The organism is Streptomyces glaucescens (assembly GCF_002154375.1).
Lineage (GTDB): Bacteria > Actinomycetota > Actinomycetes > Streptomycetales > Streptomycetaceae > Streptomyces > Streptomyces glaucescens.
Window position 1 is genome coordinate 1 of the sequence record NZ_MUND01000124.1, and the last position, 12,944, is coordinate 12,944.

The following is a 12,944-nucleotide window of genomic DNA, read 5'->3' on the forward strand; positions in this document are numbered from 1 at the left end:
GTTCTGCCAGGCGGGGGAGGGCTGGGCCCGGTCGCGGGGGGAGACGTACTGGCCCGGCGGCGGGTGACCGGCCGGGGTGTCGAAGGGGTCGCCTCCGTCCGCGGTGTCGTCCCAGGTGGCCGCGTGGTCCTCGAAGGGGCCCAGCGGGCGGGCGCCGTCGAGGAAGCCGGCGGTCGCCCTGTCCACGCCCACGGGCGCGCCGGTGCCGTCGAGGCCGGGCGTGGCGGCTGCGGTGGGCCAGGGGGTCCCGGAGCCGGGGCCGGTGCCAGTGAGTCCGGGGGTGCCGTGGGCGAAGTCGGCGTCGGGGCGGCCGGCGTCGCGCTCGCGGGCGTTGGCCACCGCGCGCAGGCGGTCCACCGCGCCGTCCATCGCGAACTGGGCGGCGCCCAGCCCCTCCACCACATAGCCGCGCCGGGCCTGGCCGCTCTCCTCGAAGGCGGACAGGATGCGGTACACCGCCGAGAAGCCTCCTTCGACGCCTTCGGCGGCCACGGCGCCCCGGGTCACGACACCGTGCCGGTCGAGCAGGGTGCGGGCCAGGGCGTGGGCGCGCACGGTGGTGTCGCCCTCCCGCACGGGGAGCAGGGACCAGCGGCCGGCGACGGTCGGCGGGCCGCTGCGGGACGCGGGACGGGCGGCGGCCGTGAGGGAGCCGTAGCGACCGCGCGGGACGGCGCGCTTGGCCCGGTGCGCCGTGGAACCCGCGGTGCGGCCGGAGCCGAGCAGGGCGCGCATCGGGGCGAGCGTGTCGTTGGTCAGCCGTCCGGACCAGGCCAGGTCCCACAGGGCGTCGGCCAGTTGAGGGTCCGTGGCGTCGGGGTGGGTGGTGGCGCGGACCTGGTCGGCGATCTGGCGGAAGAACAGGCCGTAGCCCCCGGAGAGGGTGTCCAGGACGGACTGGTGAAGAGCCGTCAGTTCGAGCGGATGCGCGGGCGGCAGCAGGAGGGGGGCCGCGTCCGCGAGATACAGGGAGACCCAGCCGTCCTTGCCGGGGAGGGCTCCGGCGCCGGCCCACACCACTTCTCCCGCGGCGGTGAGTTCGTCGAGCATCGCCGGGGCGTAGCCGGCCACCCGGGACGGCAGGACCAGCTTCTCCAGGGCGGAGGCCGGGACGGAGGCACCCTGGAGCTGTTCGACGGCACGCACCAGTCCGTCGATGCCGCGCAGGGCGTGACCCTGGCCGATGTGCTGCCACTGGGGGAGGAACTGGGCCAGCGCGGGCGGTGGCACGGGCTCCAGTTCGTGCCGCAGGGCGGCGAGCGAGCGGCGGCGCAGACGGCGCAGGACGGCCGCGTCGCACCACTCCTGGCCGATGCCCGCCGGGTGGAACTCGCCCTGGACGACCCGCCCGGACGCCGCCAGGCGTTGCAGGGCGCCCTCGGTGACCGCCACGCCGAGTCCGAAGCGGGCCGCCACGGTGGTGGAGGTGAACGGGCCGTGGGTGCGGGCATAGCGGGCGAGGAGGTCGCCCAGGGGATCCTTCACCGGTTCCGTGAAGGCCTCCGGGACACCCACGGGCAGGGCCGTGCCGAGGGCGTCGCGCAGGCGGCCCGCGTCCTCGATCGCCGCCCAGTGGCCGGCGCCGGCGATGCGCACCCGGATCGCGCGGCGGGCCCCGGCCAGCTCCTGGGCCCACTGGGGCTCGGCGCCCCGCTCGGCCAGTTCGGCGTCGGTGAGCGGGCCGAGCAGCCGCAGCAGGTCGGCGACGCCCTCGACGTCCTTGACCCGGCGGTCCTCGGTGAGCCACTGCAGCTCCCGCTCCAGCTCGGTCAGCACCTCCGCGTCGAGCAGCTCGCGCAGCTCCGCCTGGCCGAGCAGCTCGGCGAGCAGGCGCGAGTCCAGCGAGAGGGCCGCCGCGCGGCGCTCGGCGAGCGGTGAGTCCCCCTCGTAGAGGAACTGGGCGACGTACCCGAAGAGGAGGGAGCGGGCGAACGGGGACGGCTCGGGCGTGGTGACCTCGACCAGGCGGACCTTGCGGGACTCCAGGTCGCCCATCAGCTCGACGAGACCGGGGACGTCGAACACGTCCTGGAGGCATTCGCGGACGGCCTCCAGGACGATCGGGAACGAGCCGAACTCGCTCGCCACCTGGAGCAGCTGGGAGGCGCGCTGCCGCTGCTGCCACAGCGGGGTGCGCTTGCCCGGGTTGCGGCGCGGCAGCAGCAGCGCGCGGGCGGCGCACTCGCGGAAGCGGGCCGCGAACAGGGCCGAGCCGCCGACCTGGTCGGTGACGATCTGGTCGACCTCGCCCTTGTCGAAGACGACGTCCGCCGCGCCGACCGGTGCCTGCTCGGCGTCGTACTCCGCCCCGGCCCTCATGGGTTCCTGGTCGAGCAGGTCCATGCCCAGCAGGTCGGCGTCGGGCAGGCGCAGCACGATGCCGTCGTCGGCGTGCATGACCTGGGCGTCCATGCCGTACCGCTCGGAGAGTCTGGCGCCGAGTGCGAGCGCCCAGGGGGCGTGGACCTGGGCGCCGAAGGGGGAGTGGACGACGACCCGCCAGTCGCCGAGCTCGTCGCGGAAACGCTCCACGACGATCGTGCGGTCGTCCGGGATGTGGCCGCAGGCCTCCCGCTGTTCGTCCAGGTAGGCGAGCACGTTGTCGGCGGCCCAGGCGTCGAGGCCCGCGGCGAGCAGGCGCAGCCGGGCGTCGTCCTCGGTCAGCGAGCCGACCTCCCGCAGGAACGCCCCCACCGCGCGGCCCAGCTCCAGGGGGCGGCCCAGCTGGTCCCCCTTCCAGAAGGGCAGCCGGCCGGGAACGCCGGGCGCCGGGGAGACCAGGACCCGGTCGCGGGTGATGTCCTCGATGCGCCAGGAGCTGGTGCCGAGCGTGAAGACGTCGCCCACACGGGACTCGTAGACCATCTCCTCGTCCAGCTCGCCGACCCGGCCGCCGCCCTTCTTGGGGTCGGCACCGGCCAGGAAGACGCCGAAGAGGCCGCGGTCGGGGATGGTGCCGCCGGAGGTGACGGCGAGGCGCTGGGCGCCGGGGCGACCCGTGACCGTGCCGGCCACGCGGTCCCACACCACGCGCGGGCGCAGCTCGGCGAAGGCGTCGGACGGGTACCGCCCGGCGAGCATGTCGAGGACCGCGGTGAAAGCCGACTCGGGGAGCGAGGCGAAGGGGGCGGCGCGCCGGACGGTGGCGAGCAGGTCGTCCACCTGCCAGGTGTCCAGCGCCGTCATGGCGACCAGCTGCTGGGCCAGCACGTCCAGCGGGTTGGCGGGGATCCGCAGGGACTCGATCGCCCCGGTGCGCATGCGCTCGGTGACGACGGCCGCCTGGACCAGGTCGCCGCGGTACTTCGGGAAGACCACGCCGGTGGAGACCGCGCCGACCTGGTGTCCCGCGCGGCCGACGCGTTGCAGGCCGGAGGCCACGGAGGGCGGGGACTCGACCTGGACGACCAGGTCGACCGCGCCCATGTCGATGCCGAGTTCGAGGCTGGAGGTGGCGACGACGGCGGGGAGGCGTCCCGCCTTGAGGTCCTCCTCGACCAGGGCGCGCTGCTCCTTGGACACCGAGCCGTGGTGGGCGCGCGCGATGACCGGCGGGGCCCCCTGGGCGGCGCCCGAGCCGCCCATCAGCTCGGCGGGGGAGTGATGCTCGTCCAGGGGCTCGCCGGTGGCCCGTTCGTACGCGATCTCGTTCAGCCGGTTGCAGAGGCGTTCGGCGAGGCGCCGGGAGTTGGCGAAGACGATCGTGGAGCGGTGGGACTGGACGAGGTCGGTGATCCGCTCCTCGACATGCGGCCAGATCGAGGGTCGCTCGCCACCCTCGCCGCCCTCGGCGACCGGGGAGCCGCCCAGCTCGCCCAGGTCCTCGACCGGGACGACCACCGAGAGATCGAACTCCTTGCCGGACTTCGGCTGGACGATCTCCACCTTGCCGCGCGGGGCGAGGAAACGGGCGACCTCGTCGACCGGGCGGACGGTCGCCGACAGGCCGATACGGCGGGCCGGCCTCGGCAGCAGCTCGTCCAGGCGCTCCAGGGAGAGGGCGAGATGGGCGCCGCGCTTGGTGCCGGCGACGGCGTGCACCTCGTCCAGGATCACCGTCTCCACGCCGGTCAGCGCGTCCCGCGTGGCCGAGGTCAGCATCAGGAACAGGGACTCGGGGGTGGTGATCAGGATGTCCGGCGGGCGGGTGGACAGGGCGCGGCGTTCGGCGGCGGGGGTGTCGCCGGAGCGGATGCCGACCTTGACCTCCGGCTCGGGCAGGCCGAGGCGGACGGCTTCCTGGCGGATGCCGGTGAGGGGGCTGCGGAGGTTGCGCTCGACATCGACGGCCAGGGCCTTGAGCGGCGAGACGTACAGGACGCGGCAGCGCTTCTTCGGGTCGGCCGGCGGGGGAGTGGAGGCCAGCTGGTCGAGGGCGGCGAGGAAGGCGGCCAGGGTCTTGCCGGAGCCGGTGGGCGCGACCACCAGGACGTCCGAGCCCTCACGGATCGCCTTCCACGCGCCCGCCTGGGCCGCGGTGGGCGCGGAGAAGGCACCCGTGAACCAACCGCGGGTCGCGGGGGAGAAGCCGTCCAGGGCCTGGTGTCGGGAGCTGGCCATGCGTCCATCCTGCACCTCACCACTGACAATCGGGCTGAGCTGGGGGTTTGCGGGTGAACGCCTGGAGGCCCCCGGGTCCCGCGGGCGCTGCGGGCATCCAGATCCGGGTGTCGCCGACAATGGGCGCATGGGTTCGAGTGAGCGGGCGCGGCACTGGCAGTACGCCGAGCTGCCCGGGGTCGATCTGCTGCGGGCCCGGTATGTCCGCAAGACGTTCGTGCGGCACACCCATGAGCATTTCGTGATCGCCGCCATCGCGGACGGGGTCGAGGTCTTCCATCACCGCGGTGCCGATCAGTACGCCGGGGCGGGGGCGCTGGCGCTGGTGAATCCGGACACGCCGCACACGGGGAGGGCCGGGGTGCCCGAGGGGTGGCGCTACGGGGCCGTGTACCCGTCGCCCGAGGTCGTGGCGGAGATCGCGACCGAAACCACCTCGATCCGCGGTACTCCCGGGTTCGTCCGCCCGGTGCTCGACGACCCGTACGCCGTGGGACTGGTGCACCAGGTGCTGCGAGCCACCGACGAGGGGAACGCGCTGGCCGCCGACACCCTGCTGCGGGTGGCCGTGACGCGGCTGCTCCGGCTGAACGGCGGACCGCTGCCGCAGCGGGAGGTGCGCACGGCCGGGGCGCGGCGCGCGGCTGCGGCGCGGGCCGTGCTGGAGGAGCGGATGGCCGACCCGCCGACCCTGGAGAAGCTGGCGGGGGACCTGGGGACCAGTCCCTTCGCGTTGCTGCGGGCCTTCCGGGCGGCGTACGGGATGCCGCCGCACGCCTGGCTGACCGACGCGCGTGTGCGACGGGCCCGGCGGATGCTGGACGCGGGCCACCCGCCCGCGGAGGCTGCCGTCGCCGTGGGTTTCACCGACCAGCCGCATCTGAACCGGCACTTCAGCCGGATCGTGGGGGTCCCCCCGGGCGCGTACCAGCGGGAGCGCAAGAACGTACAAGACGCGCCGGGCCGGCCGCTCGTAGCGTCCGACGGGTGACAGAAGAAACAGCTTTCGCGGACATACGGGCCGATGACGGGGACAAGCCGGACGCCGCCGTCGTACGGGACGCCCTGGGCGTCGGAGTCGCCGTAGGACTGTCCGGCTTCGCCTTCGGAGTGACCTCGGCGGGCAGCGGGCTCACCCTGCCGCAGACATGTCTGCTCAGTCTGCTGGTGTTCACCGGCGCGTCCCAGTTCGCGCTGGTGGGGGCGCTCGCCGGCGGCGGGAATCCGGTGACGGCCGCCGCCGGTGCGCTCTTCCTGGGGGTGCGCAACGCCTTCTACGGGCTGCGGCTCTCCCAGGTGCTCGCCCTCCCGCGCGCGGTGCGGCCGTTCGCCGCCCAGTGGGTGATCGACGAGACGGCGGCAGTCGCGCTGGCACAGCCCACGCGGCGCGCCGCGCGAATCGGGTTCGCCGTCACCGGGCTCAGCCTCTACGTGCTGTGGAACCTCACCACGCTGCTGGGGGCGCTCGGGGCCGAGGCCATCGGTGACACCGACGCCTGGGGGCTCGACGCCGCCGGGCCCGCGGTGTTCCTGGCGCTGCTGGCGCCGATGCTCAGGACGGGCACCGAACGGACCGTCGCCGGGCTCGCCGTCGTCCTGGGGCTGGGGCTGCTGCCCGTGCTGCCCGCCGGAGTGCCGGTGCTCGTGGCCGCTCTCGCCGCGCCGGCCGTGCTGTGGGCGCGGGGACGCCGGGGAACGGGGGACCGGTGAACACCTGGATCGCCATCGGAGCGACGGTCGTGGGCTGCTACGCCGTCAAGCTGGCCGGGCTGCTGGTCCCCGCCGGGGTGCTGGAGCGGCCGCTCGTCAGGCGGCTCGCCGCACTGCTGCCCGTCGCGCTCCTCGCCGCCCTCACGGCCCAGCAGACCTTCGCCGACGGGCAGACGCTGGTGCTGGACGCGAGGGCGGCGGGGGTCGCCGCGGCCGGTGTGGCACTCGTGCTGCGCGCGCCCTTCCTGCTCGTCGTCGCGGCGGCCGTGGTGGTGACGGCGGGGGTGCGCGCCCTGGGCGGGTGAGCCGGCCGAGGGGGCGGCCGTGCGCCCTGGGAGCCGGTGGAGCCGGGCCGGTCCCCGGGGCCTCTGCCGGCCCCGGGCGGCGGCCGCGCGTCAGCCGATGGAACGGCCGTGCGCCCTGAGGGTGTGCAGGGCGTCGATCGTCACCATGGGGCGCGCCTCCAGCGCGGGGGCGGGGGCCCACTGACGCCAGCGGACCGGCCAGCCGCCGTCCTCCTGCTGCTCGGCCGCCAGGTGGTCGAGGGAGCGCGCCATCTCGTCGTCGGTGAACCAGGCGCGCGCGAGGGACCGCGGCGTCCGCGCGTAGTCGTGCGGGAAGTGGTGCTCGCCCGGGGCGTAGCCGGGGGCCACGGGGTAGGCGTCCAGGTGTTCCGGGTCGAGGGCGGCGAGCCGGTGGTCGCGCACCAGGCGGCCCAGGCGGTCGGCGGCAGCCTCCGCGCGGGCGCGGTCGGGAGCGGCGTCCAGGAAGGCGACGGCGGCCTGGATCTCGTACGGGTGGGACCGCTCCATGGTCTCCACGGTCTGCCAGCAGAAGTCCGTGGCGCGGAACAGCCACGCGTGCCACACCTCGTTGCGGTGCAGCAGGCCGACGACGGGACCGGTGGCGAGGAGTTCGCTGGGCGGATCGTCCACGATCGGCACGAAGGGGGCCGCCGGGTAGCCGCGTTGGCCGGGATGGACGGCCGGCAGCGCTCCGTCGGCCGTGGACACCGAGGTCAGGTAGCGGCAGACCCGCTCCACGCGCTGTCCGCCGCAGCGCCCGATCGAGTCGAGTACGCGCAGCGCCCGCGCGGTGTGCAGCGGCTGGCTGACCGGGCCTCGCAGATCGGGTTCCAGGGCGTGTCCGTAGCCGCCGTCCTGATTGCGGTAGGCGTCCAGTGCGGTCTCCACGGGGTCGGCGCCACCGTTGAGGAAGTGGTATGCGAAGAGGCGCTGTTCCAGCACCCGCGCGGTGAGCCACACGAAGTGCTCGGCGCGGAAGAGCGGGGACCGCGCCGGGGACGTCGAGGGGGCTGGGGATGCTCCTGTTTCGGCCATGGCTCAGACCGTAGGGGGAAAAGAGGGCTCGGCAGGCGGTCCCGGCCAGGGCCCACTCTCAGGGGCGGGATACTGGTGTCATGCGGTTGACGGTCTTCTGGGAGCGGATGGCGGAGCACTTCGGGACGGGGTACGCCGAAACCTTCGCGCGCGATCACGTGATGTCGGAGCTGGGCGGACGCACCGTCGACGAGGCGCTGGCCTCCGGCTGGGAGGCCAAGGACGTGTGGCGTGTGGTCTGCGACGTCATGAACGTGCCACAAGAGAAGCGCTGACGGGTCACGAAGATCGCGGGACGGCGTCCGGCTGTCGGTGGCGTGGGCGAGACTTGCACCGTGGCATCCACAGACGAGATCGGGCAGGCAGCCCAGCACGCATCCTCGAACGGTACGACGCCGCCCGGCCGGCCCCCGGCCGACGGCGCCGCCGCGCCGGGCGCGCGCATGCCCCGGTGGCTGCCGCGGGCCATGGTGCTGGCGCTCGCGCTCATCGCCGTGTTCCAGCTCGGCAGCTGGGCCTTCCACCAGCTCACCGGCCTGCTGATCAACATCCTGATCGCGTTCTTCCTGGCCCTCGCCGTCGAACCGGCGGTGAGCTGGATGGCCGCACGCGGGATGCGCCGGGGGTTCGGGACCTTCCTGGTCTTCCTCGCCGTGACCGTGGTGGCCGCCGGCTTCGTCACCCTGCTCGGGTCCATGCTGGCGGGCCAGATCGTCACCATGGTCGAGAGCTTCCCGGACTACCTCGACTCGGTGATCAACTGGATCAACACCCACTTCCGCACCGATCTGAAGCGGGTGGACATCCAGGAAGGCCTGCTCCGCTCCGACTGGCTGCGCAACTACGTGCAGAACAGCGCCACCGGTGTGCTCGACGTGTCGGCGCAGGTCCTCGGAGGACTGTTCCAGCTGCTGACGATCGGCCTGTTCTCGTTCTACTTCGCCGCCGACGGGCCGAGGCTGCGCCGGACGATCTGCTCGGTGCTGCCGCCGGCCCGGCAGGCCGAGGTGCTGCGCGCGTGGGAGATCGCCGTGGACAAGACCGGCGGCTATCTGTACTCGCGCGGCCTGATGGCGCTCGTCTCCGGCGTCGCGCACTATGTGCTGCTGGAGGCCCTGGGCGTGCCCTACGCGCCCGTGCTGGCCGTCTGGGTGGGCCTGGTGTCGCAGTTCATCCCCACCATCGGCACCTATCTCGCGGGCGCCCTGCCCATGCTGATCGCGTTCACCGTGGATCCCTGGTACGCGCTGTGGGTGCTGATCTTCGTCGTGATCTACCAGCAGTTCGAGAACTACGTCCTGCAGCCCAAGGTCACCTCGAAGACCGTCGACATCCACCCTGCGGTCGCCTTCGGCTCGGTCGTCGCCGGCACCGCGCTGCTCGGCGCCGTCGGCGCACTGATCGCCATCCCGGCGATCGCCACGCTCCAGGCGTTCCTCGGGGCGTATGTGAAGCGGTACGCCGTGACGGACGACCCGCGGGTCCACGGCCACCGCGGGCGGGGCAACGGGCCCGGTCCGATCGTGCGCCTGCGGAGGGTGTGGCGGAGGCTGCGGCCGGCGGAGCGCCCGCCTTCCTGAGGGCTGGGCGGAGCCGGTGTTCGTCGAGCGGCGGACAGCCCCCGTCCGCGGGTGCCGGTGGCCCGGCCGGCGGGCCGGGCGCAGGGGCTGAGGGGCCGGCTCAGGCGCCGGACGGCCGCCTCTGTCGGGGTGGGCGGGTGCGCGTCCGCAACGCCTGACGGGCCGCGTGCCTCGCTTGACACGAAAATCGAACATCCATTCATATAGAGGCTCCGGCGAGGCTCTGGATGGGCGTTTCAACCTACTTTGGATAGAGAAGTGCCTGAGTTATCCACAGGCCGGACCCGCGTCGGGGCGCATTGTCAGTGGCAGGCGTTAGCGTCTTTGACGTGAAGCGATCGACTCAAGCAAATCGGGTGGAACCCATGGCAGGAACCGACCGCGAGAAGGCCCTGGACGCCGCCCTCGCGCAGATTGAACGGCAATTCGGCAAGGGCGCGGTCATGCGCATGGGCGAGCGGTCCAGGGAGCCCATCGAGGTCATCCCGACCGGGTCGACCGCGCTCGACGTGGCCCTCGGCGTGGGCGGTCTGCCCCGCGGCCGTGTGGTGGAGATCTACGGGCCGGAGTCCTCCGGTAAGACCACGCTGACCCTGCACGCCGTGGCCAACGCCCAGAAGGCCGGCGGCCAGGTCGCCTTCGTGGACGCGGAGCACGCCCTCGACCCCGAGTACGCGCGAAAGCTCGGCGTCGACATCGACAACCTCATCCTCTCCCAGCCCGACAACGGCGAGCAGGCCCTGGAGATCGTGGACATGCTGGTCCGCTCCGGTGCCCTCGACCTGATCGTCATCGACTCCGTCGCCGCGCTCGTCCCGCGCGCGGAGATCGAGGGCGAGATGGGCGACAGCCACGTGGGTCTGCAGGCCCGCCTGATGAGCCAGGCCCTGCGGAAGATCACCAGCGCGCTCAACCAGTCCAAGACCACCGCCATCTTCATCAACCAGCTCCGCGAGAAGATCGGCGTGATGTTCGGCTCCCCGGAGACCACGACCGGTGGCCGTGCGCTGAAGTTCTACGCCTCGGTGCGTATCGACATCCGCCGCATCGAGACCCTGAAGGACGGCACGGAGGCGGTCGGCAACCGCACCCGCTGCAAGGTCGTCAAGAACAAGGTCGCGCCGCCCTTCAAGCAGGCCGAGTTCGACATCCTCTACGGCCAGGGCATCAGCCGCGAGGGCGGTCTGATCGACATGGGCGTGGAGCACGGCTTCGTCCGCAAGGCCGGCGCCTGGTACACGTACGAGGGCGACCAGCTCGGCCAGGGCAAGGAGAACGCGCGCAACTTCCTCAAGGACAACCCCGACCTGGCGAACGAGATCGAAAGGAAGATCAAGGAGAAGCTGGGCGTCGGCGTGCGGCCCGAGGAGCCGGCGAGCGAGCCGGGTGCGGACGCCGCGGTCGCCACCGCCACGGACGACGCCGCGAAGTCGGTCCCCGTCCCGGCGGCGGCGAAGACGGCCAAGACCAAGGCTGCCGCGGCCGCCAAGAGCTGAGCCCGTGACACGGCGAACCGACTGGACCGAGTACGCCCACCCCGGCGTCCCGCGGGAGCCGGAGCCGGGGATCGAGGGCGAAAGGCACACTGCCGGACACGGCGACGGCCGGCCGGACGCGGCCCCGTACCCCGGTGCGGGGACGAACGCGGGTGCCCGGCGCGGCGCGGGCGGCTCACGAAGAGGGCGCCGACGGCGCGGCTTCGGAGAACCGTCCGCCGAGGACGGGGGCTCCTCTTCCTCGTCGAGGGCCGAGAAGGAGGAGTCCTCAGGGGACCCGGTCGAGCGGGCACGGGCGATCTGCCTGCGCCTGCTCACCGGGACCCCGCGCACCCGCAAGCAACTCGCGGACGCGCTGCGCAAGCGGGAGATCCCGGACGACGTCGCCGAGGAGGTGCTGTCGCGGTTCGAAGAGGTCGGCCTGATCGACGACAGCGCCTTCGCGGACGCCTGGGTGGAGTCCCGGCATCACGGCCGCGGGCTGGCCAGACGGGCGCTCGCGCGGGAGCTGCGGACCAAGGGCGTCGACTCCACGCTGATCGACGCGGCGGTCGGTCAGCTCGACGCGGAGCAGGAGGAGGCGACCGCGCGGGAGCTGGTCGCCCGCAAGCTGCGTGCCACTCGCGGCCTGGACCGCGACAAGCGCCTCCGCCGCCTCGCGGGGATGCTCGCCCGCAAGGGCTACGCCGAGGGCCTGGCCCTGAGGGTCGTCCGGCAGGCGCTGGAGGAGGAGGGGGAGGCCACGGAGTTCCTGGAGGACGAGGGGTTCTGACGCCGACGCGTGGGAGTGGGCTTCGGCACGGCGGCACGACGCGACGGCCCGATCGGCGGGCCCGGTGAGTAGGCGACAAGGCGGGGTGGACACCTGGCCGCCCCGGAACGGTGGACGGACGCGCCGGCGCCGGGCACGGTGGACGCGAGGGGGCGCCGGGCACGGTGGACGCGAGGCGGCGCCGATCGTGTTCGGACCGACCGTCACGTTGAGGGCGACGATCCCGTTCGTGGGCCGACCATCGCGTCGAGGGCGGCGGGACGACACCCACCCGTCCCGCCGGCCGCTCCTGAAACCCGTCCTAGACGACCACCGGCAGCCCCGCCGCCCGCCACGCCTGGAACCCGCCCACCAGGTCCGTGGCCCGGTGCAGTCCCAGCCGGTGCAGCGACTCGGCGGCGAGGCTCGACGCGTAACCCTCGTTGCACAGCACCACGACCCGCAGGTCATGGCCGGTGGCCTCGGGCAGCCGGTGACTGCCCCAGGGGTCCAGGCGCCACTCCAGCTCGTTGCGCTCCACGACGAGGGCACCAGGGATCAGACCGTCCCGCTCCCGCAGGGCGGCGTACCGGATGTCGACCAGCAGCGCCTCACCGGTCTGCTGGGCGTCGTACGCGTCCTTCGGCTCGATCCGCCGGTAGCGCGCCCGTACCCGCTCCAGCAACGTGTCGATGCCGACCGGCTCCTCGCGCGCCCCGCTCACTGCCAGTCCTCGGGACGCTCCACGTGCTCCAGGCGCAGCACCTGGCCGGTGCGGCTGTAACGGCGGATCCGCGGCAGCGGCGGATAGTAGGCGTGCACGGAGATCGCATGCTCCTCGGTGGACTCGTTCAGTACCTCGTGGACGTGGTGGCGGCCGAAGGCACGGCCCTGACCGGCCGGCAGCCGGCGCTCCCGGTCCACGTCCTCGGAGAGTTCGAGGGTCTTCCAGCCGTCGGTGGGCAGCCGGGCGGCGAGCGCGTTCTCCTTCAGCTCACCGCGCGCGGTGAGGAAGGCGCCCACGGAGTCGGCGTGGTCGTGCCAGCCGGTGCCCGTGCCGGGCGGCCAGCCGATCAGCCAGGCCTCACTGCCGCCTGGTCCCTGAAGCCGCACCCAGGTGCGGCCTTCCGGGTCGAGTGGAAGTGAGTCGATCAGCTCGGTGTCGGCGGCCGTGCGCCGGGCGAAGTCCAGCAGATCGGCCTGGGAGGGGGCGGGGACGCGCCCGCGGACGGGCGCGGAAAGGGAACGGGAGGAGGAAAGGGCAGACACGTGGACCGTCCTGGTGAGTTCGCGTGAGCGCGCGCGGCAACGCCTCGGTAACGCCTAGGCGGCGCGCGGCGGGGAGAGGAAGGCGAGTTCAGCAGGACGGCCGACACACGCAGCCCGCATAACGGACGAGGTCCACATGGACCCTCCGCCACAGGCGCACGTACGTGTCGGTCACGATCGGGAGTACACCACGCCGGTCCGAGCGGGTCAACTCGCTGTCACCATGCGGACACACGGT

Annotated in this window: 12 protein-coding genes; 7 read left to right on the forward strand and 5 right to left on the reverse strand. The window is 73.4% G+C overall.

Translation table 11 applies throughout. The features are described 5' to 3' along the window. On the reverse strand, window positions 1-4,560 hold a 4,560-nt coding region (locus tag CCN42_RS08995; RefSeq protein ID WP_211294662.1), incomplete at its 3' end, for an ATP-dependent helicase. Window positions 4,561-4,687: 127 nt separating this feature from the next. Between CCN42_RS08995 and CCN42_RS09000 the strand changes: the two genes are divergently transcribed. From CCN42_RS09000 to CCN42_RS09010, 3 genes are read left to right on the forward strand one after another with little or no spacing between them, the layout of a single operon-like run. Then, window positions 4,688-5,551: an AraC family transcriptional regulator gene (locus tag CCN42_RS09000; protein WP_086734386.1), complete on the forward strand. Its 864-nt coding sequence runs from the start codon at window positions 4,688-4,690 to the stop codon at window positions 5,549-5,551. After that, window positions 5,548-6,270: an AzlC family ABC transporter permease gene (locus CCN42_RS09005; protein ID WP_086734388.1), complete on the forward strand. Its 723-nt coding sequence runs from the start codon at window positions 5,548-5,550 to the stop codon at window positions 6,268-6,270. The genes CCN42_RS09000 and CCN42_RS09005 overlap by 4 nt, the downstream gene beginning before the upstream one ends. Beyond that, complete coding sequence (locus CCN42_RS09010; protein ID WP_086734390.1) at window positions 6,267-6,575, forward strand: AzlD domain-containing protein; 309 nt, start codon at window positions 6,267-6,269, stop codon at window positions 6,573-6,575. The genes CCN42_RS09005 and CCN42_RS09010 overlap by 4 nt, the downstream gene beginning before the upstream one ends. 90 nt (window positions 6,576-6,665) lie before the next feature. Here CCN42_RS09010 and CCN42_RS09015 read toward each other — a convergent pair whose 3' ends face one another. Beyond that, a complete protein-coding gene (locus tag CCN42_RS09015) occupies window positions 6,666-7,610 on the reverse strand; it encodes a hypothetical protein (protein WP_086734392.1) in 945 nt (314 codons plus the stop codon). Window positions 7,611-7,690: 80 nt separating this feature from the next. Here CCN42_RS09015 and CCN42_RS09020 point away from each other — a divergent pair, with 80 nt between their 5' ends. The 4 genes from CCN42_RS09020 (at window position 7,691) to recX (ending at window position 11,458) form a co-directional block, all read left to right on the forward strand. Next, the gene (locus tag CCN42_RS09020; RefSeq protein ID WP_086168977.1) at window positions 7,691-7,885 is read left to right on the forward strand and encodes a DUF3046 domain-containing protein; all 195 of its coding nucleotides are present in this window, start codon (window positions 7,691-7,693) and stop codon (window positions 7,883-7,885) included. Between the two features lie 60 nt (window positions 7,886-7,945). Then, window positions 7,946-9,190: an AI-2E family transporter gene (locus CCN42_RS09025; protein ID WP_211294663.1), complete on the forward strand. Its 1,245-nt coding sequence runs from the start codon at window positions 7,946-7,948 to the stop codon at window positions 9,188-9,190. A 365-nt stretch (window positions 9,191-9,555) separates the two neighbouring features. Beyond that, on the forward strand, window positions 9,556-10,686 hold the full coding sequence (gene recA / locus CCN42_RS09030; RefSeq protein WP_086734394.1) for a recombinase RecA: 1,131 nt from the start codon (window positions 9,556-9,558) through the stop codon (window positions 10,684-10,686). A gap of 4 nt (window positions 10,687-10,690) precedes the next feature. Continuing rightward, a complete protein-coding gene (gene recX, locus CCN42_RS09035) occupies window positions 10,691-11,458 on the forward strand; it encodes a recombination regulator RecX (RefSeq protein ID WP_086734396.1) in 768 nt (255 codons plus the stop codon). 301 nt (window positions 11,459-11,759) lie between these two features. Here the strand turns inward: recX and CCN42_RS09040 are convergent, their stop codons facing one another. From CCN42_RS09040 to CCN42_RS46095, 3 genes are all read right to left on the reverse strand, one after another. After that, a complete protein-coding gene (locus CCN42_RS09040) occupies window positions 11,760-12,161 on the reverse strand; it encodes a rhodanese-like domain-containing protein (RefSeq protein ID WP_086734398.1) in 402 nt (133 codons plus the stop codon). Further along, window positions 12,158-12,706 (reverse strand): cupin domain-containing protein, encoded by a 549-nt coding sequence (locus tag CCN42_RS09045; protein ID WP_086734400.1) that lies wholly within the window; start codon window positions 12,704-12,706, stop codon window positions 12,158-12,160. Before CCN42_RS09045 ends, CCN42_RS09040 begins: the two co-directional genes overlap by 4 nt. Before the next feature lie 88 nt (window positions 12,707-12,794). Next, window positions 12,795-12,941, reverse strand: coding sequence for a putative leader peptide (locus CCN42_RS46095; protein WP_422641150.1), 147 nt, complete (start codon window positions 12,939-12,941; stop codon window positions 12,795-12,797). Between the last annotated feature and the right edge of the window lie 3 nt (window positions 12,942-12,944).